Genomic DNA, 25927 nt, shown 5'->3' on the forward strand with positions numbered 1-25927 from the left:
CCTTCAAGCGGCAGAGAGCCCCGAAGGAGACCGTTCATGACCATCAAACCGCACGTCGAAGGATTTTTCGATCCTGAGACCCACACCGTCAGCTACCTGGTGCTGGACGAGGCGACCCGCCAGTGCGCGTTGATCGACAGCGTCCTGGATTACGACCCCAAATCCGGCCGTACCACAACCACCTCGGCCGACAAGCTGATCGCCAGGGTGATCGAACTGGAGGCGAAGGTCGAATGGATTCTTGAAACCCACGTCCACGCCGACCACCTCACCGCCGCGCCGTACCTGAAGGAAAAACTCGGCGGCAAGATAGGGATCGGCAGCCAGATTGCGACGGTACAGGAAGTCTTTGGCTCGCTGTTCAACGTCAGTGGCGAGATGCCCCGCGATGGCAGTCAGTTCGATCATCTGTTCGTCAATGACGAGACGTTTACCCTCGGTACATTGCAATGCCGTGCGCTCCATACACCGGGCCACACCCCTGCCTGCATGACGTACGTCATCAGCGACGGCGAGGAAACAGCGGCGTTCGTGGGCGACACCTTGTTCATGCCCGACTACGGCACCGCACGGTGTGATTTTCCCGGTGGCGACGCGCATACCTTGTTCCGATCCATCAACAAGGTCTTGAGCCTGCCGGCCAACGCCCTTCTCTACACCTGTCACGATTACCAACCCGGTGGCCGCGAGGTGCAATTTTCCGCCACCGTCGCCGAGCAACGCGCTGACAATGTTCATGTCCGTAACGGCATCAGTGAACAAGCATTCGTGGCAATGCGCACCCAACGCGATGCCTCGCTGGACATGCCGGCGCTCATCCTGCCGTCGGTCCAGGTCAACATGCGGGCCGGGCATTTCCCGGAGCCGGAATCGAACGGCACGTGCTACCTGAAGATTCCGCTCAATCGGCTCTGATAGCACCCGCCCCTATAAGAAAAACCGTCATCACGGAGACAGTCATGGACATCCGCCACCTTGCGTCCGGCCTCTCGATCTCAGGGCAGATTTACCCCGAGCAAATGAGTGAGATCAGAACCAGCGGCTTTCGCGCCATCATCTGCAACCGCCCCGATGGTGAAGGCAGCGATCAACCTTTGTTTGCCGACATCCAGCGTGCGGCGCAAGCGATGGGCATCGAGGCGCACTACCTTGCCGCGGAGTCCGGCAAGGTGACCGATGAGCAGGGCGTTGCCTTCGGTAAATTACTCGACTCCTTGCCCAAGCCCGTGTTGGCGTATTGCCGCTCCGGCATGCGCTCGACGACGATGTGGGCACTGTCCCAGGCCGGCCAGCAGCCCTTGCCGCAGATTGTCGAAGCCGCCAGCAAAGCCGGCTTCGACATGAAAGGCGTCATTCGCAGAATTGCCAACGACGGACGCACCCCTGCTGCCGTGGCCGAGGCCCGACATGCCGTGGTCATTGTCGGCGGCGGCGCGGCGGGCATCGCGGCGGCTTCGAGTCTATTGGCCCGCGAGCCAGACCTGGACATTGCCATCATCGATCCGGCGGATGTGCATTATTACCAGCCCGGCTGGACCCTCGTCGGCGGCGGCGTGTTCGAGGCGCAGCAAACCGCCCACACGATGGGCACGACCATTCCCCGGGGCGTGCACTGGATAAAAGCGGCTGTCGCGGCTTTCGAGCCTGAAAACGACGCCGTCATTCTCGATGGATGCCGGGTGGTCCGCTACGAGCAGTTGATCGTATGCCCGGGGCTCAAACTGGATTGGCATGCCATTGATGGCTTGCCGCAGACGCTGGGGCGCAACGGCGTCACCTCGAACTATCTGTACCACCTGGCCCCCTACACCTGGGAACAGGTGCAGCAACTGCGCAGCGGCCGGGCCATCTTCACGCAGCCCCCCATGCCGATCAAATGCGCCGGGGCCCCTCAAAAAGCCATGTACCTGAGCGCCGACCACTGGCGACGCCAAGGCGTGCTCGGCGATATCGAGATCGACTTCTGCAGCGCCGGGGCAGTCTTGTTCGGCGTCCCCGACTACGTCCCGGCCCTGATGGAATATGTGCGCGCCTATGGGATCGACCTGAATTTCAGCAGTACGCTGACGTCGGTCGATGGACCGGCACAAACGGCGACCTTCAAGTGCGTCAAGGCCGACGGCAGTACTCACCTGGTGACGCACGACTTCGACCTGCTGCATGTGGTGCCCCCTCAGATAGCGCCGGATTTTATCCGCGTAAGCCCTCTGGCCGACGGGGCGGGCTGGATCGATGTCGACCCCGACAGCTTGCGGCATAAGACCTGGGAGAATATTCACGCACTGGGCGATGCGACCAACACCGGCAACGCCAAAACCGCAGCGGCGGCGCGCAAGCAGGCGCCCGTGGTCGCCCATAATGTGCTGGCGGCCATGGGCAAGGCCAAGGGCAGCGCTCATTACGACGGCTACGGTTCCTGCCCGCTGACCGTCGAACGGGGCAAGGTCGTGCTCGCTGAATTCACCTATGGCGGCAAGCTCGCCCCCAGCTTCCCGTCCTGGCTGATCGACGGTACCCGGCCTTCGAGACTCGCCTGGCTACTCAAAGAGCGCATTCTTCCACCGCTGTACTGGAAAGCCATGCTCAAGGGTCGTGAATGGCTGGCGAAACCTGAACTGGCGGACCTATGAAATCAAACCTCTGCTCCAGGAGACCGAGATGATTACCGTCCTGGTACTGGGCTTTGCGGTGGGCGTGATCCTGGCGCTGACCGGGGCCGGCGGCGGCATACTCGCCGTCCCGTTCCTGGTTTTTGGCGTGGGCTTGAGCATGGCCGAAGCCGGCCCCATTGGTTTGCTGGCGGTGGGCCTGGCCGCCACGCTCGGCGCCGTGATGGGCCTGCGCAACGGCATCGTGCGCTACAAGGCCGCACTGCTGACGGCCAGTGCGGGGGTCATCTGCTCGCCGCTGGGCCTTTGGTTGGCGCAGCGCACCCCCAATCGTCCGTTGACGATCCTGTTTGCCTTGTTGCTGATGTACGTGGCGTTCCGGGCCTTGCAAAAAACACTGCCCGCCCGCGTCGGGGCCAAGGCATCCGTCGCGCGCAAGCCGCCGCCCTGTGTCCTGGACGAACATCGCGGCAAGCTGAACTGGACCGGCCCATGTGCGTGGGCGCTCACGGCTTCGGGCATGGTCGCCGGGGTGCTTTCCGGGCTGCTCGGGGTCGGCGGTGGTTTCGTCATGGTTCCAGCGCTCCAGCGCTACACCAATTTGACCACTCAGTCGGTGCTCGCCACGTCGCTGACCGTCATCGCTTTGGTTTCCATGTCAGGGGTGCTGGCGAGTTCGGCGATGGGCCACCTGCAATGGCCAATAGCGTTGCCCTTTTCCATAGGTGCGATCATCGGCATGCTCGGCGGGCGCCTGGTTGCTGACAGGTTGCCGGAATCCTATCTGCAAAGAGGCTTCGCCCTTGTGTCCACGCTCGTCGCGGCCGCGCTGCTGGTAAAAGCCCTGGGTTGAATCGCGTAGTGCAATATCAACGATGTGTAGCGGAGAACGCTGATGAATATTGACTGGCTCAACTTTACGCCGTGGTCATCCCTGGCCGGCGGCATGTTGATCGGCTTGGCGGCCAGTCTGTTCGTGGTCGCCAACGGCCGGATCGCCGGCATCAGTGGGCTGATCGGCAGCCTGTTGCAGCGTGGCAGCGAAGGCCTGGGCGAGAAAGCCCTGTTTCTCCTGGGTCTGCTGGTCGCGCCGCTGTTATGGGGCGTGTTTGCCACCTTGCCGTCGATCGAGTTCCAGAACGGCTGGTTCGGCCTCACTGTCGCCGGCCTGTTGGTGGGGGTTGGCACTCGTTACGGTTCGGGCTGCACCAGTGGTCATGGCGTGTGCGGCCTATCGCGCCTTTCACCGCGTTCGATGGTCGCCACGGGGTGTTTCATGCTCAGCGGTTTCGTCACGGTATTTGTCCTGCGTCACGTGATGGGGGTTTGAACATGCGCAAACTGACGGCATTCGTCGCCGGCCTGCTCTTTGGCTTCGGGCTGCTCCTGGCAGGCATGGCCAATCCGAAAAAAGTACTGGGCTTCCTGGACCTGGCCGGCACTTGGGATCCGTCCCTGGCGCTGGTGATGATCGGGGCGATTGGCACCGCCATCGTCCCCCTGGCCTGGGCGCGCCAACAGACTCATGCGCTGCTGGGCAGTCCCATGCAGTTGCCGGTCAAGCGTGAATTGGACCCACGCCTGATTGGCGGCAGCCTGGTGTTTGGTATCGGCTGGGGCATCGCCGGCATCTGCCCTGGCCCCGCCGTGGCCATCCTGCTGACCGGACACTGGCAAGCCTTTGTATTCATGCTGGCCATGTTGGCGGGCATGTTGTTGTTCACCGCGCTGGAAACCCGGCGCGTCCATTGATCGGGAGATTGCCATGAAAGCCAACATTGGAACCATTGACCGGGGCGCACGTATCGCCGCGGGGCTTGCCCTCATCATCCTGAGCCTGACGGGTTTGATCGGCGCGTGGGGCTGGATTGGCCTGGTGCCATTGGCCACCGGTTTCATGCGTTTCTGTCCGATCTATTCGCTGTTGGGTATCAAGACCTGCAAACGTTGCTGAGGCGTGCTACGGCCCTTCTCCTGGAACGGCCGTTGACCCTGCAAGCCGCCCTCGGAGTCTTGCAACAGACACCCTCGGCCCAAGGAGACACAGCCATGCCCCGCCCACAGCCCGATACATATGATGTTGTCATCATCGGTGGGGGCCAGGCCGGTCTGGCGGTGGCCTATTTCCTGCGGCGCACGCCGCTCTCGTTCGTCATTCTCGACGCCCAGGAAGAACCCGGAGGTGCCTGGCGCCATGGCTGGAATTCGCTGCGGCTCTTTTCCCCGGCGACCTGGAGCTCGATCCCCGGCTGGATGATGCCCCCCGCACAGGAGGGCTATCCTTCGCGTGACCATGTTGTGGATTACCTGAAGCGGTATGAACAACGCTACCAGTTTCCCGTGGTGCGACCAGTGCAGGTCACTCGTGTGGAGCGGACAGAAACAGGCCTGCGCGTCCATGCTCCGGACAGGCAATGGAATGCAAGGGTCGTGGTCAGTGCAACGGGCACCTGGAGCAACCCCTACATCCCTGATTACCCCGGTGCGGCGATGTTTACCGGCCAGCAAGTGCATTCGGCGGACTATGTCGAGGCTACCCCTTTCGCCGGCAAGAAAGTCCTGGTGGTGGGCGGCGGCAATTCGGGCGCGCAGATTCTGGCAGAGGTATCCAAAGTTGCCGAGGCCACCTGGGTGACGCCCACCGAACCGCTGTTCCTGCCTGATGACGTCGACGGACGGGTGTTGTTCGAACGCGCCACCGAACGCCTGAAAGCCCAACAAGAGGGCCAGACCATCGAGCAACCGGTGGGTGGGTTGGGAGACATTGTCATGGTCCCGCCGGTTGTCGAAGCACGCGAGCGCGACGTTCTAAGGGCTGTCCGACCGTTCATATGCTTCACGCGCAACGGAGTGGTCTGGCCCGACGGCCATGAATCAGCGGTGGATGTGGTGATCTGGTGCACCGGCTTCAAGCCCGCGCTGGGCCACTTGGACACCCTGGACGTGATCAATGACGAAGGCCGCGTCGATGTGCAAGGCACCCGTTCGGTACGAGAGCCCAGGCTGTGGCTGGTGGGTTACGGCGAGTGGACAGGTTCGGCCTCTGCCACGTTGATCGGCGTCACACGCACGGCACGCAGCACGGCCAGCGAAATCGCCGCGTTTCTCGGCAGTTCATCCTCGGTTTGAAACTGCCTCGGCAGAAGCTTGGCAAGCCTGGACATCGCCCATTTCCAAGGTCGCGCATAACCCGCCTTCGGGGCGATTCTCCAAACGAATCTGTCCGCCCAGGCGATCGGCGATGGTGCGTACGATGGTCAGGCCCAACCCCGCGCCCTGGTCATTGCCGCGGCTGTAGAAGCGTTCGAAGAGCCGCTCACGCTCAGCCTCGTCGATGCCTGGCCCCTGGTCTTCGACGCAGAGTTCGCAGTGGTCGCCTTTGCGACGCAGCCTTATGGTGATCGTGCCATTGGCAGGGGAAAAATTCGCCGCGTTGGTCACCAGGTTGTTCAAGGCAATATCGATGGCCACGGGATCGACTCGAACCAGGCCGATATCATCGCTGACGTCGAGCACCGGCTCGAGTCCTTTGCTCAACAACCAAGGCGTCATCTGTACCAGGCTCGCGCGAACCGTGGCGGCCAGGTCGTTAAGTGCAGGCGCCTCGGCAGTTCCCTGCGGTTCAAGCCGTGCCATGGTCAGCAACTGATTGACCAGGCGGGTGGTGCGATCGACCCCGGCGAGCAGATGCTCCAGGGACTCGCGACGATTTTGCTCACTCCCCGCCTCCATCAAGTTCTGCGCATGCACTCGCAGCACCGCCAACGGCGTACGCATTTCGTGGGCAGCGTCGGCAATGAAACGCCGCTCACGTCCCATGACCTCCTGGATCTGCGCCAACACACGATTGAGCGCTGCCTGCATGGGCTCAAGCTCCGTAGGGAGCGGCATCAGCTGCAAGGGTTCCAGCGAGCCGGGATGCCTGGCGCGCAATTTCGCCGCCATATCGACCAGCGGCTTGAGGCCCCAGCCGATGGCCAGCCAGATCACCACGGCCAATATCACGCTGCCGATCAGGTTGGGCACGACGGTATGACGGACGATACGATCCACCAGGTCGGCGCGCACGTCGTCGCGCTCACCGACCCAGATCTTCAAGCCGTATTGCTCATCGTCGAGGACGAATGCCCGCCACTTGCGGCCCTTCTGGTCCACGACGTCACTGAAACCGGGCACCACTGGCGGCGCGGTGAACGACGGAGCGCTGGCCGTATGGACCAACACCGCTCCCTGAGAATTCCAGACCTGGAACGCAATCTTGCTTTCGTACGGATGACCGTCGACTTTAGGCTCTGCTTGACCCAGCGTCGAATTGAACGCCTGGTACAGCTCGGCGTGCTCCTTGCTCGCCATCGGCATGCGCATGACGCCCTGCAACAGCCGGGCATTTTGCGCCAACTGGGCGTCGTAGACCTCGGCAATCTCGTGGTTGCTGTCATGCAGGTTGAACACGGTGATGATCAACAGGCCAAGGAACAGCAGGCCGAGAATCAACGTGAGGGTCCGCCGCCGGATCGAACTCATCGGCGCTCCTCCACCAGGTAACCGACACCACGAATGGTACGGATCAGGTCGCTGGAGAATTTCTTGCGCAAGTGATGGATGTGTACTTCCAGCGTATTGCTCTCGGCCTCTTCACTCCAGCCGTAGAGCAACTGCATCAGATGATCGCGGGTCATGACCCGGCCCGGCGGCGAGAGCAGCTCATGGAGCAACTGATACTCCTTGGGGGTCAAGGCAACCGGCCTGCCCTGGTAACTGACTTGCTGGGTGCCAGGGTTCAGGCTGATGCCGGCATGCTCGATCAACGCCTGAGCGCGGCCGGCACTGCGGCGCAACAAGGCCCGTAGCCGGGCCTTGAGCTCCGCCAGGTCGAAGGGTTTGATCAGGTAGTCATCGGCACCGGCGTCCAACCCGGCAATGCGATCCTCAGTCGCGTCCCGCGCGGTGAGGATCAATACTGGCAGGTTGGAGCCGCTGTCGCGCAAGCGACGCAGAACCTGCAATCCGTCCATACGGGGCAGGCCAAGGTCCAGCACCGCCAGGTCGAACGCTTCACTGAGCAGCGAATGCAGGGCGCTGCTGCCGTCCTGGACCCAGTCGACGGTATAGCCTTCGCGGGTCAGCGCCTGACGGATGCCTTCGCCCAAGGCCACATCATCTTCGATCAGTAATAAACGCACGCGCGCTCCGGTCAGTTCAGTTGCTTGTTCACTTGCACCAGTAAAGCCTCGATCTCCTTGCGACGACCGGCATCGGCCGTCTCCCGGCCCGCCCGCGGGGCAGCCTGCAAGGCTTTTTGCAGCGCTGCCTTGGCTTCGTTGTAACGTTTCTGACGGTAGAGGTGATCCCCCCAAAAGTACAGGCTGTCGATGCCATCGGGGTTGAGTTGCAAGGCTTGTGCGAGCATTTGCTCGGCCTTGTCTGAATCACCGAAACCCAGGGGCCAGCCCGGCACCCGGTCATAAAGTGCGCCGAGGCTGGTGTAGGCCGAACCTTGCAGGGCCTTGGGGTCCAGGGCCAGGGCTTTTTCCAGGTCGTTCCTGGCATCCTTGACCTTGCCCAGCGCACCGATCCCACCTTCGGCCCCGGCCCAGCTGCTGTTGACGATGCCGGACCAGATCCACGCTTCGGCCACCGATTGGCGCTCTTGCTTGAATGCCGAAGCCTGGGCGGCGAGCTTTTCGAAGGCATCGGCGCGTTGGCCTTCGGGCAATTCGTATTGAATGTGCGCCCAGCGCTGCTGGATGTCACTGAGGCGTTGCTGGTCAGCCGCTTCCAGGGCCCAGACACTTTGGCTCAAGGCGCCGATCAACAGGCAAGCGAGGATTTTTTTCATGGCTTGAGGTGCTCGTTCTCGGGTTTGTGACTGAAACGACGGACCAGCGGCAGTTGCTTGCGCAGGCCACGGTCCACCAGGTTGGGCAACAGGCTGTTGAGGCCGACGAAAAAGCGTTCAGGCCAGCCCAGATACAACTCTCGACGGTCGCCGATGATCGCGTGGATCACCGCGGCCGCGACGGTTTGCGGGTCGTCGACGTTGGCCTTGAGTGCACGATTGAGTGCGTCGGCGGCCGGGCTGTTCATGGAGGTGCGGGTGGCGCGTGGCGCCACATAGAGCACGCCGACGCGGGTATCGGCCAACTCCCGGCGCAAGGCTTCGGAAAAACCGCGCAAGGCAAACTTGCTGGCGCAGTAGCTGGCATATCCCGGGTAGCCGATCGATCCGTAAGTCGAACCGACGTTGACCACCATGGCGTTATCAGCTTGCTTGAGCAGTGGCAGGAGCAGTTTGGTCAGGCAGATCGGCGCGCTGATGTTCAGCGCCAGCATGGCGTTGATCTCGCTGTCGTCGAGTTGTTCGAGCATGGCGAAGTGATTCACGCCGGCGGCATTGACCAGCAAATTGATGCCGCCAATGGCTTCGGCGGCGGCCAGCACCTTGCGTCGATCAGCCAGAAAAGTCAGGTCGGCATCCACCCAGCACACGTGCTGCGGGTAGCGTTCGATCAGCGGCTGCAAGGCTTCGCGATGCCTCGCCACGGCCAGCACCCGTGCCCCGCTGGCGCACAGCGCGGTAGCGATGGCCAGGCCGATCCCACCGCTGGCCCCGGTCAGCACGACACGCGCGTCACACAGGCGCATGGTCCGGCTCCCCATTGCGAGGCAGGCCCCGGAACATGTCGGTGTACAACCGGTACACCACCTTGGAGGCGTGGATCACCGCCGCCTGGTCCGCCGCATCGTCCAGCCTGTTCATCAGGGCGCGATAAGTCTGCATGTGCTCGATATCCAGGGAACCGTGGGAGCTGAGGTAGCTGAACGCACTGGCCGGAAGTTCCAGGTGCTGGCGAATACTGTCGGCAGCGTGGGTCGCCAACGCAATGCTGGTGCCTTCGAGCACGTTGACCATGCCAAACAGGCCGACGGGGTTGCCTCGGGCGATCAGATCGTAGAGGTAACTGACCATCAGCTCGATGGGCAACGACGGTTGGCCGTTGCGCACCGTGTCCTTGTCACCGCCGCAGGCGGCGATGTCATCCAGCACCCATTGCTCATGACCGTATTCTTCGTCGATGTATTCGCACACGGCCTTGCGCAGCCATTCCAGGCGCGTCGGCAGGCGCGCCCCGCACGCCATCATCAACGGTACGGTGTGGCGCACATGGTAGTAAGCCTGGATCAGAAAGCTGCGGTAGCTTTCCAGGCTGACCCGGCCTTCGAGGGCGTCACGGATGATCGGCAGGTTGAACAGCGTCTGGCGTTCGTGATGTGTCGCTTCTTGCAAGGTGTCGAAAAAACTCATGATGGGGATTCCTCGGACAGAACGGGATCGGTGAGCAGCGTCCGGTACTGCTCGACAATGGCCTCGCGGCGCGGACGGCCGTTGGCGGTGAGCAGGCCGTTGGCCGTAGTGAAAGGTTGATCCAGACGTGTCCAGCGGTGGACACGTGCGTAATCGGGCAGCAAGTCGTTGGCCTTGGCGACGGCCAGCTCCAGCGCTTGATCCGTGCAATCGGCGCGGGTGGGCCAAAGCAGCGCATGGTTGTGAGGCATGGCTTCGCCATAGACGAAGGCCTGGGCGATGGCACCGCCCTGGGTGAGTTCGGCTTCAACCCATTCGGGGTTCACGTTGCGCCCGAAACTGGTCACGAACTGGTGCTTCTTGCGACCACGCAGGTAAAGGAAACCGTCTTCATCGAAATCGCCCAGGTCGCCGCTGAGCCACCATTCGCCGGTGTGCATGGGTTCACCCAGATAACCCAGCAGGTTCGAGCCCTTGATCAGGACTTCACCATCCTCGGCCAGACGCACCTCCACATGGGGCAGCGGCTGGCCGACACTGCCGGCCCGATGGCCCTGCGGTCGGTTGAGACACACCACCGAGGCGCATTCCGACAATCCGTAGCCTTCGAATACTGGCAGGCCCAGGCGCTGGGCCCGTTGCAACAAATCGTGGGACACCCGTGCACCGCCGACGGCGGCGAAGCGGACGGTGTGCGGGTTGAACATCTTCCGTTCAGCGGCCGTAACCAGCATCAATAGCAGTTGCGGCACAAGGATCAGGCTATGCGCCCGGCGCTCGGCCAGGCATCCCAGCAGCCGTGTAGGGTCGACTCCGCTGGCGCCCTGGATGCCCAGGCGTTCCTGGCTGGGCACGCTCAGCATTGCCCCGGCATACAACGCCGCATAGCAGCCAAGGTTCTCCAGCAGAACGGCCAGTGGTAGCAAGGCCAGGTGATGCCTGGTCTCGACTGGGCGGCTGGCCTGCTCCAGTTCACGGGCCACCCGCAGGAGACTCTCGGCGCCCAGGCAGACCCCTTTCGGCGTCCCGGTGGTGCCGGAGGTGAACGTCAACTTGGCCGTGCCCGCCGGCAAACGATTCGGGCCGTCGAAATGCCGCCGCCAGAACTCGCCGCTGTGCTGGTATCCGGCGGCTTGCAGTTCGGCGTCGAACGCCGGTTCGGCGATCACTCGCTCAGCCTGGCTCTGCTCCAGGCAATGGCGACGTTGAGCCTGGCTGAAAAAACCCGGCAGGTAGACGCAGGTCAGTCCTTCGAACAGCGCCGCCAGGTCCCAGAGGACGGCGTCGATGCCATTGTCCAGGGCCAGGGCGACGACCTGAACGTTTTCCTCCCGCAGGCGGTGCTGGCGGTACACCACTTCCGAATACAGCGTTGCGTAGTCGAGCTGCGAACCATCGCCCCACAACGCGATGGCGTGCCCTCGCCGCTGCGCATGCCCGCGCAACGTATCCTTGAACCGCTGCATTTCAGGCGACATCGCAGGTTTCTCCGAGGTTCGTTGGCAACCCCAGCCGACTGAACAGACCGGTATTGCGCAGATGGATGAAACCGGCGCGAATGTTTCCGACGTGGACCCACGGCCGGCTTTCGTAATAGCGGCCCCAGAGGTGGCGCTCCTCACCGAGGCGCTGCGGATCGGCGGGACACAAGGTGACGGGTTTGAGGCCCAGGCGATGAAAGCTGTTGACCAGGCCGATATTGCCGGTGAACGCGACCCACTCCAGGCCGCCCATGGCCAGCAGATACGTGATCGCGATGATGCTCAACCGAGCGCTGCCGGTGTCGCTGGCGGCCAGGTTGCCCACCTCGACGATGCCAGCGCGGTCCACCGGGCGGTCGGCCGCGGCGCTGATCAAGGGTTCGATGGGCTCGTCCAGATAACGCTCCAGAAACAGCCTTCCTTGGGCGGCGCGGCGCACCCCAGCCACAGCGCAGAGCATGCCGTGCGCATCATCGAGTCCGAATAGCTCGGGCATGAAATGCCGGATATCAGCACCGTGGACCTGGCGGAAACGTTGCTGGATAAACGCTTCAAGCTCGGCACGCCGGGGGTGCGCCGGCAGTCCCCGGTGCAAATGGCGGAGCGGTTGGCCAACGTCGCCGAAGGCCAGTGGCAATTGAATGTTCCAATCGAAATCGGGCATGGACCGACGTTCTCCCCTGGGTTGGTGGGGAGAAGTATCGAACCCGTTTCTTAATGAAGTCTGAAGATGGGATACCCGGCAGGCAGTCTGCGCGTCGCTATCCCCGGGAGTGGTGCTTAGCGCGCGAGGCGAAGTGAAGCGTCATGGTTACGGTCCGGGGGATTTACACGCACCACGATAGGGAACCGCTTGGCTGGCTTGCGTGGTACTGCCGCGCCAACCGAGGCGCACATGGGACGACGCTATTGGGCGTCGAACAATCCTTCTGAGACTGGTCTACCCTCATCTTCCAGGCTCATCGCTGCTTTATCAGGGATTCGCGCCCAGAGAGGTTTCGACATGGCAGATCTAGTTAACGCCGTTGCACTTGGGCTGCTGGCTCTTCTGCCACTGATCAACCCGCCGACCACCGTGGCGCTGTTCCTCGCTTTAAGCAAAGGACTCAACCAGCGTGAAAAGAACAAACAGGCGTTCCTGACATCATTTTATGTATTTCTCATCATGGCGCTCACCTACTACATCGGTGAGTTCATCATGAAAATTTTCAGTATCTCCATACCCGGCTTGCGGATGGCCGGTGGCGGGATACTTATTGTGATGGGCTTGAAGATGCTTTTTCCGCCGCCTTCGCAACCTTCGACCCCGACCTCCAGCAACGGCACGCCGGAGACAGCCAACTTTGCCTTCATCCCGCTAGCCATGCCCAGCACTGCCGGCCCTGGGACAATCGCGATGATCATAAGCGCTTCAGCGACGATTAAGCACAGCACGTCTTTTCCAGCCTGGGTATTGGTAACAGCGCCTCCACTGATTTTTTTCTTCACCGCCCTTATCCTCTGGTTATGTTTGAGAGGGTCAGGAATCATCATGCGGGTCACTGGCGCCTCGGGCATCGATGCGATTTCACGCTTGATGGGCTTCTTGCTTGTATGCATGGGCGCACAGTTTGCTATCAATGGCTCGGTGGAAGTCGCACAGACACTCATCGATCAAAATCTTCCTCGGCTGCGCCTCCCGTAGGTCGGTGGGAGAGACGCAGCCACGTTTCCCATACGCGAGACTGCGACGCGTTTACTGCGCCCGTCCTCACGGTTTTATCAATAACTTAACAGTCCGTGCGAGCGTTCGGTCGTGCGGTCGGCATGGCGATCGAAGCCGTCTTTGCTTGCGGGTTCGCGCTGCCCAGATATCGTGACTACGCTCTGTTCGAGGATAGCGCGACGGAGCGTCGACATGGGCATCAGAGCATTTGTTGTCAGGCAGCGTGTTGGTGTACCGGTTGCGCTTCTCGTGGGGCTTTCGAGCCTAATGGGTGGCTGCGGTAAAGAGCCTGTTTCCCCGGCTCGCCAAGCACCTAACGTCACCGTCATGACGGTGACTGCGCGTGATACGCCTGTGACCCTGGAGTTCGTTGCGCAAACCCAGAGTTCTCGCGAAGTGGAGATACGCGCGCGCGTCGCGGGGTTCCTCGATAAGCGGCTGTACACCGAAGGCGATGTGGTGAAAGCCGGGCAAATCCTGTTTCAGATGGACCGAAAACCGTTTGAGGCAGCGTTGGCATCGGCTCAGGGGCAAATGGCCCAGCAACAAGCACGCTGGGAAGTGGCCAAGGCCACCCTCGCCCGCGTCCGGCCGCTGGCCGCGCAGAACGCGGTCAGCAAGATGGACCTGGACAACGCCGTCGGCGCGGAGCGTGAGAGCAAGGCAGCCGTACTCGCCACCGAAGGTTTAGTGCGCACGGCGCAACTGAATCTGAGTTACACCACCATCACCTCGCCCCTCAACGGTCTTTCGAGCGATGCCAGGAAACAGGAAGGCAGCTACGTCACACCCGGCGAATCAGGACTGCTGACGTCCGTATCACAAATGGACCCGATGTACGTCAACTTCAGTCTTTCGGAAAACGAAACCCTGAAATACCGCAACGAAATTGCTGCCGGACGCCTGATATTTCCACCTCGCAGCGATTTTATCGTGGAAATAGTGTTGGCTGACGGCACCGTGGTTCCCGAACGCGGCAAGGTGAGTTTCCTGGCGCCTTCATACAGCCAGGAAACCGGCACCTTTCTCGTCCGGGCGGTGCTCGCGAACCCGAAGGGCCTGCTCCGCCCTGGCCAGTTCGTGCGCGCATTGGCCAAAGGCGCAACCCGGCCAAACGCTATCCTGGTGCCCCAGAAGGCCGTGCTGGAGGGCGCGAAGAGCCACTTCGTCTGGGTCGTCAATACCGAGAATAAACCCGAGCAACGGGTCGTCGAAGTCGGCGAGTGGCAAGGTGAAGACTGGATTATCAGCAAGGGCCTGCGCGCCGGCGAGCGCATCGTGGTCGATGGTGCGCTGAGGGTGACGTCCGGGGGGGCACTGAAAATCGTCGAACCGCCTGCTGCCGGCGCCAATTCGATAGAAGCCGGTGCAACCAGTGGTAACAGCCCATGAGCATTTCCCACTATTGCATTGAGCGGCCGATTTTCGCCTCAGTCATCTCGATCATCATCACCCTGGCCGGCACCGTGGCCATGCTCCAGCTCCCCGTCGCCCAGTATCCAGATATCACCCCGCCGCAGATAACAGTGGCGGCGACCTATCCCGGTGCGGATGCCCAGGTCGTGGCCAACAACGTGGCAGCGCCCATCGAGCAGCAGGTCAACGGCGCGGACAACATGATCTACATGAACTCGTCGAGCTCAGCGACGGGCAACATGACCCTCAACGTATTTTTCGAGATCGGGACCGATCCTTCCCTGGCGCAGGTGGACGTACAGAACCGGGTCAACCTGGCCTTGCCTCAACTGCCCTCCGCCGTGCAGAGCCAGGGCATCCAAGTGCAGAAGAAATCCTCGGCGTTCATGATGGTGCTGGCGGTGTACTCGGCGGGCGACCGCTATGACAGCACCTACGTCGCCAACTACGCCAATCTTTATATCCTCGATGCGATCAAGCGTATCCCTGGCGCGAACCAGGCCAGCATCTTCGGCACGCCAGACTACGCCATGCGGATCTGGCTCAAACCCGATCGCATGGCCCAGTTGGGCATCACCGCCGCCGATGTGCAGAGCGCCGTGGCCAACCAGAACCAGCAATTTGCCGTAGGACGCGTCGGTCAGTCGCCAACGGGCTCTGCCGTGGAGCAATCGTTTGCCGTGACCACCAAGGGACGCCTGACCGAGCCTGCGGAGTTCGAAAACATCATTCTGCGCGCGAGCAGTGAAGGGGTTGCCCTCGTGCGTCTCAAAGACATTGGCCGCGCGGAACTCGGCCAGAAGGACTACTCGCTGCGCAGCACCTACCAAGGCAAGCCGGCGACATTGATTGCGGTGTATCAACAACCCGGGGCCAACGCGCTGGACGTCTCGGCAGCAGTCACCAAAACCCTCGCAGACATGAAGGCAACCTTTCCCGAGGGCATCGAATACAAAATTGTGATGGACACTACCGCGTTCACACGCGCGTCGATCTCCGAGGTGATCCATACCTTCTTCGAAGCACTGGTGCTGGTGGTCGTGGTGGTCTACATCTTCCTGCAGAGCTTGCGCGCCACCTTGATTCCGGTGATTGCGGTGCCGGTGTCAATCGTCGGTACCTTTATCGGCATGTCAGCCCTGGGTTTCTCCGTGAACATGCTGACGCTGTTCGGCATGGTACTGGCCATCGGTATCGTGGTGGACGACGCAATCGTGGTGGTGGAAAACGTCGAGCGCAACATGCACGTCCACAAGATGACGCCCAAGGACGCTGCCAAGCGGGCGATGGACGAAGTCGCCGGTCCGGTGGTGGCCATCGTACTGGTACTGTGCGCGGTGTTTATCCCGGTAGCGTTCATGGGTGGCATAACCGGCCAACTCTACAAGCAGTTCGCAATCACCATCGCCATTTCCGTGGTGATTTCCGGCCTGGTTGCCCTGACCCTGTCTCCAGCGCTCGCTGCCGTGCTGCTCAAGCCGCAGCACGGTAAAAAAAATGCGTTCTTCCGTTGGTTCGAACGCAGTTTCGAGCGCATGACCGAGGGTTACTCACGCGCTGTTGCGTTCATGATCAAACGCTTCTTACTGGCCCTGTTGCTCTTTGCGGGCATGATCGTGTTGATCCTGTTGATGGCGCAGCGCATACCCAGCGCGTTCCTGCCCCCCGAGGACCAGGGGTATCTGCTGGGCGCGATCATCATGCCTGACGCTGCCAGCCTCGACCGAACCGGCGAAGTCGGCAAAGTGGCCAGTGATTTTTTCATGAACGATGAGGCCGTGGAAGGCGTCGCCATCGTCAACGGCTACAGCCTGCTGGATGGGCAGAACAAGAACAATGCCGCCGCGTTCTTCGTCGGCTTCAAGGATTTCGAAGGACGCTACAAGGACTCGGACACCATTGCGCAGCAAAGCGCCCCGGCGGTCCTTCAAAAAGCCGCTCATGGTTTTTCCACCGTTCAGGAAGGCATCATCCTGCCGGTCAACCCTCCGTCGATTCCTGGCTTGGGCACCACCGGCGGCATGGAGGTGTGGATTCAGAGCAAGGGCGACGCGAGCCTCGACCAATTGTCCGAAGTGGTCGGCGCGCTCATGACGAAGGCTAAGGAGCGCCCGGAGCTCGGTCCCATCACCTCGACTTTCAACGTTCATTCGCGCCAGTTGATGGTCGATGTCAACCGCGAAAAAGCAGAGAGCCTCGGCGTGCCAGTGGAAGATGTCTATAGCGCCATGCAAACCATGTTCGGCTCGCTCTATGTCTCACAATTCAACAAGTTCAGCCGGCTGTGGCAGGTCATCCTGCAGGCCGAACCGTCCTATCGCCTCAAGGCCGAAGACCTGCAAGAGATTTACGTGCGCAACAGAAACGGGGAAATGGTGCCACTCAAGGCGGTGCTGACCACCCGCTACGTGACGGGCCCCGACCTGCTGACCCGTTTCAATAACTTCCCGGCGGTCAAGCTGACCGCCAATGCCGCCCCTGGCTACAGCTCCGGCCAGGCGCTCAAAGCGCTGGAAGAAATCAGCGCAGAGATCATGACCAATGATTATTCGCTGGCCTTGAGTGGCGAGGCGTTCGAAGAGAAAAAGAGCGGCGGTGCCTCGTCACAGGTCTTTATTTTCGGCATGGTGATGGTGTTCCTGATACTGGCCGCCCAGTACGAAAAATGGTCCTTGCCCATCGGGGTGCTGCTCGCTGTGCCCTTCGCCCTGTTCGGTGCCCTCCTCGCCGTACTGATCCGAGGCCTGAGCAATGACGTGTATTTCCAGATCGGCTTGACCATGTTGGTGGCACTCGCCGCCAAGAACGCCATCCTGATCTTCGAGTTCGCGGTCCTCAACCGGGAAAATGGCATGTCGGCCTATGACGCCGCGATGACCGCCGCCAAGGAACGTCTACGCCCTATCGTCATGACGTCGCTGGCGTTCATTCTCGGCTGCGTGCCGCTGGCAATTGCCGTCGGCGCATCTGAAAATAGCCGTCACTCAATCGGTACGGGTGTCATCGGCGGGATGTTGGCAGCGACGGTAGTCGCAATCTTTTTCATCCCGCTGTTCTACTACCTGGCGGAGCGGATGTTCGGGAAGAAAGACAGTGCCCAAACGGCCGCTCAACCGGCGCTATCGGCACCACCCGCACAGGTCTCGGGCAGTTCAGCAAGCCACGGGCAGGAGCGCGATTGACATGCACAAGCCCTCTCTCTCGATACTGCTGTGCCTGGGCCTGGCGGGCTGCCTGGTAGGCCCGGATTATGAACGTCCCGACATCGACACCCCGATGGCCTACCGTTATGCGGACAAGGAAGCGAAAAACCTGTCCAACGCGCTGTGGTGGGAACAGTTCCAGGACCCGGTGTTGGATGAGCTGGTCCGAAGTGCCTTGCTTGAGAATAAGGACATCAAGATCGCTGCCGCGCGCGTCGAGCAATTTCAAGGGCGCTACGGTGAGGCCAGGTCCTTGTACTTTCCCCAGGTCGGGTTGGGTGCGCAAGGTCAGCGCAGCCGATCACCACGCGACAATGGCCCAGTGCCCCTGGACTCGTCGGTCGACCCGGTGTTCAACAATTATCAAGCCCTTCTCAGCATGAACTGGGAACTCGACGTATGGGGACGATTGCGGCGCCTCAATGAGTCCGCACGTGCCGATTTGCTTGCATCCGAAGAAGGGCGCCGTAGCGTCATACTCAGCCTGGTGTCGTCCGTGGCGACGAGTTACGTGACGCTACGTGGGCTGGACCGGGAATTGGAAATTGCCCGCACGACAGCTAAGGCGCGTGGTGATTCCTACGAGATATTCAAACTGCGCTATGGCGCCGGCACGATCTCCGAAATGGAGTTGGCGCAAAACCAGTCCGAATACCAGCGGACGCTGGCTTCGGTGGCGCAATTTGAACCTCTCGTCGCGCAGCAGGAAAATTTGCTCGCCGTGCTCATAGGGCGCAATCCAGGCCCGATCTTGCGCGGACGCGACCTGGCGCAACTGACCGTGCCGTCAGTGCCTGCCGGTTTACCCTCAAGCCTGCTGGAACGCCGTCCGGATTTGCGTCAGGCCGAGCTGAACCTGATTTCCGCGAACGCACAGATCGGGGCGGCCAAGGCCCAATATTTCCCGAACATCTCCCTGACCGGGTTGCTGGGCTCGGTCAGCAACCAACTTTCGAACCTGTTTACCGGGCCCGCGGCCACTTGGTCTTATGGCGTCGCGGCGAGCCTGCCCATCTTCACTGGCGGTGGCATCGCAGGGCAGGTCCAACAAGCCGAAGCCTTCCAGCAACAAGCCCTGCTGACGTACCAGAAAGCCATTCAATCAGCCTTCGGCGATGTCGAGAACGCCTTGGTAGTGTCGAGCAAGTCTCGCGAACAGATGGCCTTCCAGGCGGGCCAGGTGGAGGCACTGCGCACTTACGCCCACTATGCACGGCTGCGTTACGACAACGGCTACACCAGCTACATCGAGGTGCTGGACGCAGAACGCAGTCTGTTTGACGCCGAGCTAAATTACACACGCACCCGGAGCTCGGTCTTTACATCCATGATTGATATCTACAAGGCCACCGGCGGCGGCTGGGTGACCGAGGCGGATAAGCTGACAGCTGCCGATGTGCAGGGACAACGCTGACAAACCAGTCTCTCCAACGAAAAGTTAGCGGGACCGTTATTACCCAGGGCGGCTGTAGGTTGAACTTGATTCGCGAGGGTACCTGTCAGAATATTTCAGGAATTCGCTTGATCGGATAATCCGATTCTTCATAGCCGCCTGGTTTCTGCCGCTTGGGCAAGGATACTTTTCCCCTCGGCACTTTCTTGTAGGGGATTCGACTGAGCAAGTCGGTCAAGATGTTGAGGCGCGCCCGGCGCTTATCGTTCGAATCAGCCACCCGCCAGGGGGCGTGTTCTGTGTCAGTCGCCTTGAACATTTCGTCACGAGCACGAGAGTAGTCGTACCAACGGCTGTACGACTTGAGGTCCATGCCGGTCAGCTTCCAGATTTTACGTCCATCCTTGATCCTGGCCTTGAGCCGGCGTGTCTGCTCTTGTTCACTGACTTCCAGCCAATACTTGAGCAGGATGACACCTGAATCGACGATTGCACGCTCGACGTTCGGCGTTGTTTTTAAGAAATTTGCAACCTGCTCCTTGGTGCAAAATCCCATTACCCGCTCGACGCCTGCGCGGTTGTACCAACTTCGATCGAAGATCACCACCTCACCCGCTGCGGGCAAGTGCGGCAAATAACGTTGCACATACATCTGGCTTTTTTCTCGATCGGTTGGTGCCGGTAACGCCACCACACGAAAGACACGTGGGCTGACGCGTTCGATGAGTGCCTTGATTGTCCCACCCTTCCCTGCACCATCACGCCCCTCAAAGACGATACATATCTTGATGCCCTCCTGCTTCACCCATTCCTGTAACTCCACCAGCTTGACATGCAAGCGGCGAAGTTCAGCGAAGTAGTCTTTATTCGCCAGTTTCGTTTTCGCGGCGGTATCGTCTAAACGGGAAACTCTCTTGCCTTTCGCCATACCAAACCTCTGGGATTCAAGGGCCTGACTTTTGATGAATTGATTCGGCAACTCGTATCATCCCGAGGCATGACTGGCTTGTAGAACCGGGCTATACGGGTCTACCTCAGTGTAGATTCAAATAACTTTGCCGCCACTGATTGTCGAACGGGCGTGGCGTTTCTCGGGTTTTTTGTTCGAAAACATTGGGTTTATTTTCGCGTCAACCCGCGTCTCCGGGCGGGGCTTTTCAATATGTAATTGGGCGGCCCGACCCTATTGAGGTCGCAAGTGATTAATCAGCGCATTACCAGACTTTGATCCATGTCAGTTGAGTGAGCAGCAAGCGAAGCTAACCTGCATTCACACTTCTCCGCTCTGGAGTCATGCTGTGCGCGGAGCTCATGTTCGCCACCGCCAAGGACCACACCATACCGGCAAGGTCGCGGTGATCGGGTCGTTGTCGGACATTGAAGCAATCGTGCAGGGTAACGCCGGCACGCGTGTGAGTATCGCTGCGACGGGGATCCGTTATCAGTAAACGACACGCAGGGGCAGCTTCCTTACCCCTGTTCAGAGTTTTCTTTCCACAGGAGAGACGAAAATGGCTAAGTTCGAGCCCGGTCATCTGCACATCGAGCGTCATGCGCTAAACACTGACGATGTCAGCTACGACGTGTGTATCGATTATGAAGTCATGCAGCACCCCAAGGAAGGCAAAGGGATGCACTTCACAATGCACGGCAGCATTCAGGGAAAGGAATTCAGCGAAACGTTTTACCTGCCCAAAGATCAAGCCTACAACTTCGCCAGGAACGTAACGCAAGTTGCCGAGAAATACGGCATCCCTAAGACAATGAGTAGCATCGGCTCGATGCACAAGGATTACGACGCCATGTTCGAAGATGTCCGCGTGCAGTTGAACATGAAATCAGGCGATCCAGTCAAACCTGAGCACTTGGAGTGAGGAGCTATCAAGTCGGGTGATGAGAAAGCGCTCAAGCCGCCAGCGCATCAAACGCCGCGGCAATTTTTCCGGGATTCGAGTAGGAGGCGGCCTCACAGCCGCCGTCCTCTCACACCACCGTACGTACGGTTCCGTATACGGCGGTTCAGGTTATGCGGATAAACCGTTGATCGTATCCAGTATCGAGACCAGTCCAAGCCGATCCCACCGTTTCTTTGGCAGCGCCTGATTCATATGTGACGCTCCCGAGTTCCACCATGGGCATCCGCCACGTAAGGTTGCCGCGGCTGGGGCGGCACCGGTGCTGGCGCCAAACAGACCGATCCGCAGCACGCGCAGTCCAGGGTCGCGGCCGACCCAGTCGATCACCTGGATCAGGCGCCTGGCCAACAAGGGAATATCGAAACGCAACTCCCCGGTCAGATTGTCCATGCGCTGCTCCGACTCCGTGAGCAGGTCGAACAACAGTGAACCCAAGCCACGACGGGCGAGGACATCGGCCACGTATTGATTACGTGGGCTGGTACGGCCGCTGCCACTGCCATGGACGAAGATCACCAGGGCCTGGGTCCTCGCCGGCAAACGCAGATTGGCCGACAACTCGACGCCTGGCAGGTCGATGGATCGAGATTGAGGTTCAAGCATCAGGAGGCTCCGTCGTGCAACCGCTCGCCGCTTCCCGCTGCCAGGCCTGGTGCATGAGATCGATGACTTCTTCGTCCGACGTCTGGGCAAAATCCAAATACCAATAACCGATCGACATCATCCACTCGGGAATGAGCGGGCAAATCACTTCATTCACTTCGCTGCGCAACGCCTCGACCGTTTCCAGCGGAGCAACCGGCACCGCGACAACGATGCGCGCCGGGGACTGCACGCGTACCGCATGAACCGCGGCCATCATGGAGGAACCGGTTGCCAGGCCGTCGTCGATCAGAATCACGACTTGGTCCTTGAGCTGCAAGGCCGGGCGATTACCCCGATACAGCTGTTCGCGACGCGACAATTCCTGCGTTTCCCGGGCGACCACGGCATCGAAACTGGCGCGGTCGATCGGGTGCACCCGCAGCGTGTCGTCGTTGAGAATTTGTATGCCACCACTGGCAATGGCCCCCATGGCAAATTCAGGTTGCGACGGGACGCCAAGTTTGCGCACCAGCATCAGGTCCAGCCGTACATTCAGGGCCGTCGCGACTTCATAGGCCACCGGGACGCCACCACGGGGCAAGGCCAGGATGATGACGTCAGGTCTATTGGCATATTTGAACAAGGGCTCGACCAGTCGCCGACCGGCCTCGACACGGTTCGGCAAAGTGGTTTGCAATGAGGGGCTCTGAATCATGGGAACCTCCTGAGACGATGGTGCCTGTCGGTTCGTTATGGACGATCCTGACCGCTAGATGGCCAGGACGCTGCAAGTTACCCGGTACAGGGTATGTTCGGTCGTGCTGCCCAAAAGTTTCTCCAGGCCATGGGACTGGACCCTGCCCATCACAATCACGTCCATATGCTGTTCATCGGCAAATGCACTCAGCACCGCGACAGGGTGCCCTTCAATGAAGTGACGGCGGTCAGCGGCCACGCCATGTCGGTCAGCCAGATCGAAAAAGGACTTTTCTTGTTCTTTGCGCAACTGCTCGCCAAGGTCCGGTAGCGCTAGACCGCCGCCGCCCATATCGCCCATGTACACCATCGAGATGTCGCAGGCGTACAGCAAGTGCAACTCGGCATCGCATTGGATGGCGAGTCCGCATGCCTGTTGGATGATCCGCTCATTGAGTTCGTTGTCCTGCGCCAGGGTACTGGACGCATCGACCGCAGCCACGACCTTGCGGGGCAAAGGATGGTCGCTTTCACCCAGCAGGTACACCGGTACCGGGCAATGGCGCAGCAAGCGCCAGTCCAGGGGGGTGAAAAAAGCCCGCTTGAACGCTGACTCGTGCTGCACTTGCTTGATCAGCAGGTCGGGCTGCATCTCGGTGACGTGATCGAGAATGTCTTGCTGCATGTCATCGGCCCAGGTCACCTCCGTGGTCACCTCGATGCCTCGGTCGCGCAGGTGATTCGCCTGGTTCTTAAGCCAATCGCGATGGTCTTGCAGGTAGCCTTCGCGCGCCTGCTCCCGGTCACCTTCTTCGAGCAGTGACAACAGTTTCCAGGAAGGGATCAACGCGGCGATGTGCAAGCTCGCACCACTGGCCTTGGCCAGGGCCCCAGCGTGCTCCAAGGCGTGGGAGTGGCGCAGGGCCGGGTTGATGATCAGCAATAACCGTTGATACTGGCTCATGGTCGGACTCCATGGAACTGGCACGTTTGTTCACTACCTATCACCCGCGGGCCATTGTCGTATCTGCCGCTGCAACGGGCACCTTCGTTGTAGGTTCACCATCCTCTGTCAGGGCAATCGTGGCGTTGATATATATCAATGACTTTCGTCGACCAGGCCTTCAACGGCGCATGCGTGTCAGGACGGGTTGGCGGTTCGCCCTCGTCAATCACCGGCCTTTGTTTGGACCGCGATTGATCAATGTCAATCTCGTCAGTGGCAACCGGATTACCTTGGGTACATAACCCATGGTCTACGGACAGGAGAAAGGCGATGACGATCCTATTGGCCAGTCAGCGGGTGCGCCTGTATGACAGCAAAGAGCTGGATGACGTGCTGCAGGCTATGGCGCACAAGGCCGCGACCCTCCTGCCCCCGACCCACGCAGCGCTGATTGGTATCCAGCGCCGGGGCGAACCACTGGCTCAACGGTTACGCGAGTACATTGCGCATCGGACCGGCCAGCCGCAATTGCCTCTTTACCCTCTCCAGGTCAAGCGCTACGCCGACGACCTGCAAGTGCTGCATACCTACACCCAATTGACCGAAAACCCGGCCCTGGGCGGTCTCGACCTGGCCAATACCACCTTGCTGGTGGTCGATGACGTGCTCTTCGAAGGCCATTCGCTCTTGCGCACCTGCGCATACCTGGCGCAACTGGGGGCTCGTCGCGTCCATACCGCCGTACTGTATGCCCGGCGCTCCTTGAGGAGGTCGACGTGCTGGTCACGTTCGGCAGCACTGCCCGGCAACTGGTCGAACAGTTCGCCAAACGCATATCGCATAGCTGGCCCGCCTTCCCAGAGCGTCCATCAGGCCTGGAACATGCCTGTCTGTGGAACGTACGAAAAGGCGAACAAGTGCTGCTGCTCGACCAGGTCCAACCAGACCAGAAGCACCATCGTCACAGCGGCAAGTACGTTTCGGGAAATGTAGGCGCATGGCATGCGTTTCACTTTCCAACCCTGGGCAAAAGTGCCGCGAACCTGACGGAGTTCCTGTCCCTCTCGATGCAACTGTCCGATGTCGCTCTTGGCGAACATATGAAGGCCGGCGATTTTTCCAACTGGTTCCGCCATGTGATCCGAGACGATGTGCTTGCCAACAAGACACGCCTCATTGAAACGGACAGCACCCTGCCCCCCAACAAAGCATTGGAGCAAATCAAACTATGGGTGCAATCGCGCTACCACCTTTAGCGGCATGCCGTTCGCATCCGGGGTCAAGCGCGCTGCTCCGGATTGCGCTTGAACAGTTCCTCAAGCGGCTAGAGCTTATGTTCAAAATCAAATAAAACTAGCCGCCTGCCAGTCCCGATCCTGGGCCTGGGCCTGGGCTGCATCAACCGGAATTCGAGCCTGGCATCGAAAGCGACGTCAGTGGCGCAACAACCTACGCAACGGAACCCCATCCTTGAGCACAGGGGATTTGATGACAATGTAACTGAAGTACTTGGAAATGCCGATATTCTTGTCCAGCAACCCTTCGATCACTTCCTGGTAATGCTGGATGCTACATGTCATGAAGCGCACCAGGTAATCGTAACCCCCGCTGATCAAATGGCACTCCAGTACTTCATCGACCAAGCGAATATTGGATTCGAACTTGGCGAAGTCTTCCCGCTTGTGGTCGCTAAGCGTGATTTCAGTGAAGACCGTGACCGAGTCAGTGATCTTGGCAAGATTGAGATGAGCCCTGTAGCCGGAAATATAACCCGCCGACTCAAGCCGCTTGACTCGCTGCAGGCATGGGCTGGATGACAGCCCCACGGCATCGGCGAGACTGACGTTGGTCATTCGACCGTCCTTTTGAAGTTCAACAAGGATACTGATATCAATTCGGTCTAGTTTTATTAAACCTTCCATCGGGTACCCCTCGGTTGTCTTCAGGTTGACAGCGGTTTTAGCAAATTCAACGGCGCAAAGATAGCTGATGCTGAGCGACGAGGTCGGCCATGCTGGTGATGTAGAAATCGGCAAAATATTCTTGATTATCAGGCTCATGGCCACGGCGGATCAGGCAAAGACCCGCTGACTTTGGCGGTTGTGCCGGCGGCCGGGATACTTGCATGATGTTTTCAGGCTTGAGCTTGTTCGCCTGCAGCCATGCTCCATCCTCCAATGGATTGTTGGCGCGCGAATGCAGGTCCTCGGGAGGGATCCCCAAACGCTCGCAGAGCTGGTCGCGATCCTCGGCATCGCGGTCGCAGTACACCAGCAACCGGTAGAACTTGCGCAGGTACAGCATGGCACCGGGCGCGTCCTCGAACAGCGACCAGTTGCAGGCCGAGCGGGCAAAGCTCATGCCCTCCTCCCAACTGACCTTGAGGCCCAAACGCTCTGCCAGTTGACGATGGGCAAAGCACAATAAACCACTGAAGCCCAGTTCGGAAAAACGCGGATAAAGCCCGCGCACCGCCGCGTCGAATTCCGCCAACACCGCGTCCTTGCCTGGCAGGCCCGGATGGTTGTCGAGCAAGGGTTGCAGGGCCGTCCAGACACCGGAGTCCCGATCCACCAAAACTTCGTCGCAATCGATCAGCAGCGCACGATAATCAGTCAGGTGCATGTGTGTCGCCTCCCATGATGCATTCATCAATCCGTATGCGCTAAAT

Annotated in this window: 26 protein-coding genes and 3 pseudogenes; 15 read left to right on the top strand and 14 right to left on the bottom strand. The window is 60.2% G+C overall.

Translation table 11 applies throughout. The features are described from left to right. The first annotated feature begins 36 nt into the window (after positions 1 to 36). From JZ00_RS12520 to JZ00_RS12550, 7 genes are all read left to right on the top strand, one after another. Positions 37 to 915, top strand: a complete 879-nt coding sequence (locus tag JZ00_RS12520) for an MBL fold metallo-hydrolase (protein ID WP_039589695.1) — start codon at positions 37 to 39, stop codon at positions 913 to 915. 44 nt (positions 916 to 959) lie between these two features. Then, on the top strand, positions 960 to 2630 hold the full coding sequence (locus tag JZ00_RS12525) for a bifunctional protein tyrosine phosphatase family protein/NAD(P)/FAD-dependent oxidoreductase (RefSeq protein WP_039589694.1): 1671 nt from the start codon (positions 960 to 962) through the stop codon (positions 2628 to 2630). A gap of 28 nt (positions 2631 to 2658) precedes the next feature. After that, positions 2659 to 3462, top strand: a complete 804-nt coding sequence (locus tag JZ00_RS12530) for a sulfite exporter TauE/SafE family protein (protein ID WP_039589692.1) — start codon at positions 2659 to 2661, stop codon at positions 3460 to 3462. A gap of 42 nt (positions 3463 to 3504) precedes the next feature. Next, positions 3505 to 3939 carry a YeeE/YedE family protein gene (locus tag JZ00_RS12535; protein WP_039589690.1) on the top strand — a complete coding sequence of 145 codons (435 nt, stop codon included), beginning with the start codon at positions 3505 to 3507 and terminating at the stop codon, positions 3937 to 3939. 2 nt (positions 3940 to 3941) lie between these two features. After that, positions 3942 to 4361: a DUF6691 family protein gene (locus tag JZ00_RS12540; RefSeq protein WP_039589687.1), complete on the top strand. Its 420-nt coding sequence runs from the start codon at positions 3942 to 3944 to the stop codon at positions 4359 to 4361. Between the two features lie 13 nt (positions 4362 to 4374). Further along, entirely contained in the window at positions 4375 to 4563 is a 189-nt protein-coding gene (locus tag JZ00_RS12545) for a YgaP family membrane protein (RefSeq protein WP_039589685.1), read from the top strand. Between the two features lie 95 nt (positions 4564 to 4658). Beyond that, the gene (locus JZ00_RS12550) at positions 4659 to 5738 is read left to right on the top strand and encodes an ArsO family NAD(P)H-dependent flavin-containing monooxygenase (RefSeq protein WP_039589684.1); all 1080 of its coding nucleotides are present in this window, start codon (positions 4659 to 4661) and stop codon (positions 5736 to 5738) included. Here JZ00_RS12550 and JZ00_RS12555 read toward each other — a convergent pair. The 7 genes from JZ00_RS12555 to JZ00_RS12585 are packed head-to-tail and all read right to left on the bottom strand — an operon-like array spanning position 5724 to position 12060. Next, positions 5724 to 7133 carry a sensor histidine kinase gene (locus tag JZ00_RS12555; RefSeq protein ID WP_046509683.1) on the bottom strand — a complete coding sequence of 470 codons (1410 nt, stop codon included), beginning with the start codon at positions 7131 to 7133 and terminating at the stop codon, positions 5724 to 5726. The genes JZ00_RS12550 and JZ00_RS12555 overlap by 15 nt on opposite strands. Beyond that, positions 7130 to 7792 (bottom strand): response regulator, encoded by a 663-nt coding sequence (locus JZ00_RS12560; RefSeq protein WP_039589682.1) that lies wholly within the window; start codon positions 7790 to 7792, stop codon positions 7130 to 7132. The genes JZ00_RS12555 and JZ00_RS12560 overlap by 4 nt, the downstream gene beginning before the upstream one ends. A gap of 11 nt (positions 7793 to 7803) precedes the next feature. Continuing rightward, positions 7804 to 8448 (bottom strand): tetratricopeptide repeat protein, encoded by a 645-nt coding sequence (locus JZ00_RS12565; protein ID WP_039589679.1) that lies wholly within the window; start codon positions 8446 to 8448, stop codon positions 7804 to 7806. After that, positions 8445 to 9254, bottom strand: a complete 810-nt coding sequence (locus JZ00_RS12570) for an SDR family oxidoreductase (RefSeq protein ID WP_039589677.1) — start codon at positions 9252 to 9254, stop codon at positions 8445 to 8447. Before JZ00_RS12570 ends, JZ00_RS12565 begins: the two co-directional genes overlap by 4 nt. Next, positions 9241 to 9915 (bottom strand): TenA family transcriptional regulator, encoded by a 675-nt coding sequence (locus JZ00_RS12575; RefSeq protein WP_039589675.1) that lies wholly within the window; start codon positions 9913 to 9915, stop codon positions 9241 to 9243. The genes JZ00_RS12570 and JZ00_RS12575 overlap by 14 nt, the downstream gene beginning before the upstream one ends. Then, positions 9912 to 11393 carry an AMP-binding protein gene (locus JZ00_RS12580; RefSeq protein WP_039589673.1) on the bottom strand — a complete coding sequence of 494 codons (1482 nt, stop codon included), beginning with the start codon at positions 11391 to 11393 and terminating at the stop codon, positions 9912 to 9914. The genes JZ00_RS12575 and JZ00_RS12580 overlap by 4 nt, the downstream gene beginning before the upstream one ends. Continuing rightward, positions 11383 to 12060: a thermostable hemolysin gene (locus JZ00_RS12585; RefSeq protein ID WP_039589671.1), complete on the bottom strand. Its 678-nt coding sequence runs from the start codon at positions 12058 to 12060 to the stop codon at positions 11383 to 11385. The genes JZ00_RS12580 and JZ00_RS12585 overlap by 11 nt, the downstream gene beginning before the upstream one ends. A 339-nt stretch (positions 12061 to 12399) precedes the next feature. On the opposite strand from JZ00_RS12585, the gene JZ00_RS12590 reads away from it, so the two are divergent. The 4 genes from JZ00_RS12590 (at position 12400) to JZ00_RS12605 (ending at position 19134) form a co-directional block, all read left to right on the top strand. Next, positions 12400 to 13080: a MarC family NAAT transporter gene (locus JZ00_RS12590; protein WP_039589670.1), complete on the top strand. Its 681-nt coding sequence runs from the start codon at positions 12400 to 12402 to the stop codon at positions 13078 to 13080. A 213-nt stretch (positions 13081 to 13293) separates the two neighbouring features. Next, positions 13294 to 14493, top strand: coding sequence for an efflux RND transporter periplasmic adaptor subunit (locus JZ00_RS12595; protein ID WP_046509687.1), 1200 nt, complete (start codon positions 13294 to 13296; stop codon positions 14491 to 14493). Beyond that, positions 14490 to 17699, top strand: a complete 3210-nt coding sequence (locus tag JZ00_RS12600) for an efflux RND transporter permease subunit (protein WP_039589668.1) — start codon at positions 14490 to 14492, stop codon at positions 17697 to 17699. The genes JZ00_RS12595 and JZ00_RS12600 overlap by 4 nt, the downstream gene beginning before the upstream one ends. Position 17700: 1 nt before the next feature. After that, a complete protein-coding gene (locus tag JZ00_RS12605) occupies positions 17701 to 19134 on the top strand; it encodes an efflux transporter outer membrane subunit (protein WP_039589666.1) in 1434 nt (477 codons plus the stop codon). A gap of 85 nt (positions 19135 to 19219) precedes the next feature. Here the strand turns inward: JZ00_RS12605 and ppk2 are convergent, their stop codons facing one another. Beyond that, positions 19220 to 20041 (bottom strand): polyphosphate kinase 2, encoded by an 822-nt coding sequence (gene ppk2, locus JZ00_RS12610; RefSeq protein ID WP_039589665.1) that lies wholly within the window; start codon positions 20039 to 20041, stop codon positions 19220 to 19222. Between the two features lie 412 nt (positions 20042 to 20453). On the opposite strand from ppk2, the pseudogene JZ00_RS30860 reads away from it, so the two are divergent. Further along, positions 20454 to 20561 (top strand): annotated as a pseudogene (locus JZ00_RS30860) (carbamate kinase); the annotation flags it as partial. A 63-nt stretch (positions 20562 to 20624) separates the two neighbouring features. Then, a complete protein-coding gene (locus JZ00_RS12615; RefSeq protein ID WP_039589663.1) occupies positions 20625 to 20987 on the top strand; it encodes a DUF5064 family protein in 363 nt (120 codons plus the stop codon). A 150-nt stretch (positions 20988 to 21137) separates the two neighbouring features. Here the strand turns inward: JZ00_RS12615 and JZ00_RS31935 are convergent. The 4 genes and pseudogenes from JZ00_RS31935 to JZ00_RS12630 all read right to left on the bottom strand — a co-directional run. Continuing rightward, positions 21138 to 21257, bottom strand: a pseudogene (locus JZ00_RS31935) (group II intron maturase-specific domain-containing protein); the annotation flags it as partial. Positions 21258 to 21272: 15 nt separating this feature from the next. Next, positions 21273 to 21632: pseudogene (locus JZ00_RS12620) on the bottom strand (dienelactone hydrolase family protein); the annotation flags it as partial. Continuing rightward, entirely contained in the window at positions 21625 to 22329 is a 705-nt protein-coding gene (locus JZ00_RS12625; RefSeq protein ID WP_039589661.1) for a phosphoribosyltransferase, read from the bottom strand. The pseudogene JZ00_RS12620 and the gene JZ00_RS12625, both read right to left, overlap by 8 nt. A gap of 54 nt (positions 22330 to 22383) precedes the next feature. Continuing rightward, on the bottom strand, positions 22384 to 23274 hold the full coding sequence (locus JZ00_RS12630) for a universal stress protein (protein WP_039589659.1): 891 nt from the start codon (positions 23272 to 23274) through the stop codon (positions 22384 to 22386). A 312-nt stretch (positions 23275 to 23586) separates the two neighbouring features. Here JZ00_RS12630 and JZ00_RS31490 point away from each other — a divergent pair, with 312 nt between their 5' ends. Beyond that, positions 23587 to 24249, top strand: a complete 663-nt coding sequence (locus JZ00_RS31490) for a phosphoribosyltransferase (protein ID WP_235433080.1) — start codon at positions 23587 to 23589, stop codon at positions 24247 to 24249. A gap of 74 nt (positions 24250 to 24323) precedes the next feature. Then, positions 24324 to 24512 (top strand): hypothetical protein, encoded by a 189-nt coding sequence (locus JZ00_RS31495; RefSeq protein ID WP_082112078.1) that lies wholly within the window; start codon positions 24324 to 24326, stop codon positions 24510 to 24512. Positions 24513 to 24689: 177 nt separating this feature from the next. Here the strand turns inward: JZ00_RS31495 and JZ00_RS12645 are convergent, their stop codons facing one another. After that, positions 24690 to 25178, bottom strand: a complete 489-nt coding sequence (locus JZ00_RS12645; protein WP_008146530.1) for an Lrp/AsnC family transcriptional regulator — start codon at positions 25176 to 25178, stop codon at positions 24690 to 24692. Positions 25179 to 25224: 46 nt separating this feature from the next. Beyond that, complete coding sequence (locus JZ00_RS12650) at positions 25225 to 25881, bottom strand: HAD family hydrolase (RefSeq protein ID WP_039589651.1); 657 nt, start codon at positions 25879 to 25881, stop codon at positions 25225 to 25227. Between the last annotated feature and the right edge of the window lie 46 nt (positions 25882 to 25927).

This window comes from Pseudomonas frederiksbergensis, assembly GCF_000802155.2.
Classification (GTDB): Bacteria; Pseudomonadota; Gammaproteobacteria; order Pseudomonadales; family Pseudomonadaceae; genus Aquipseudomonas; species Aquipseudomonas frederiksbergensis_A.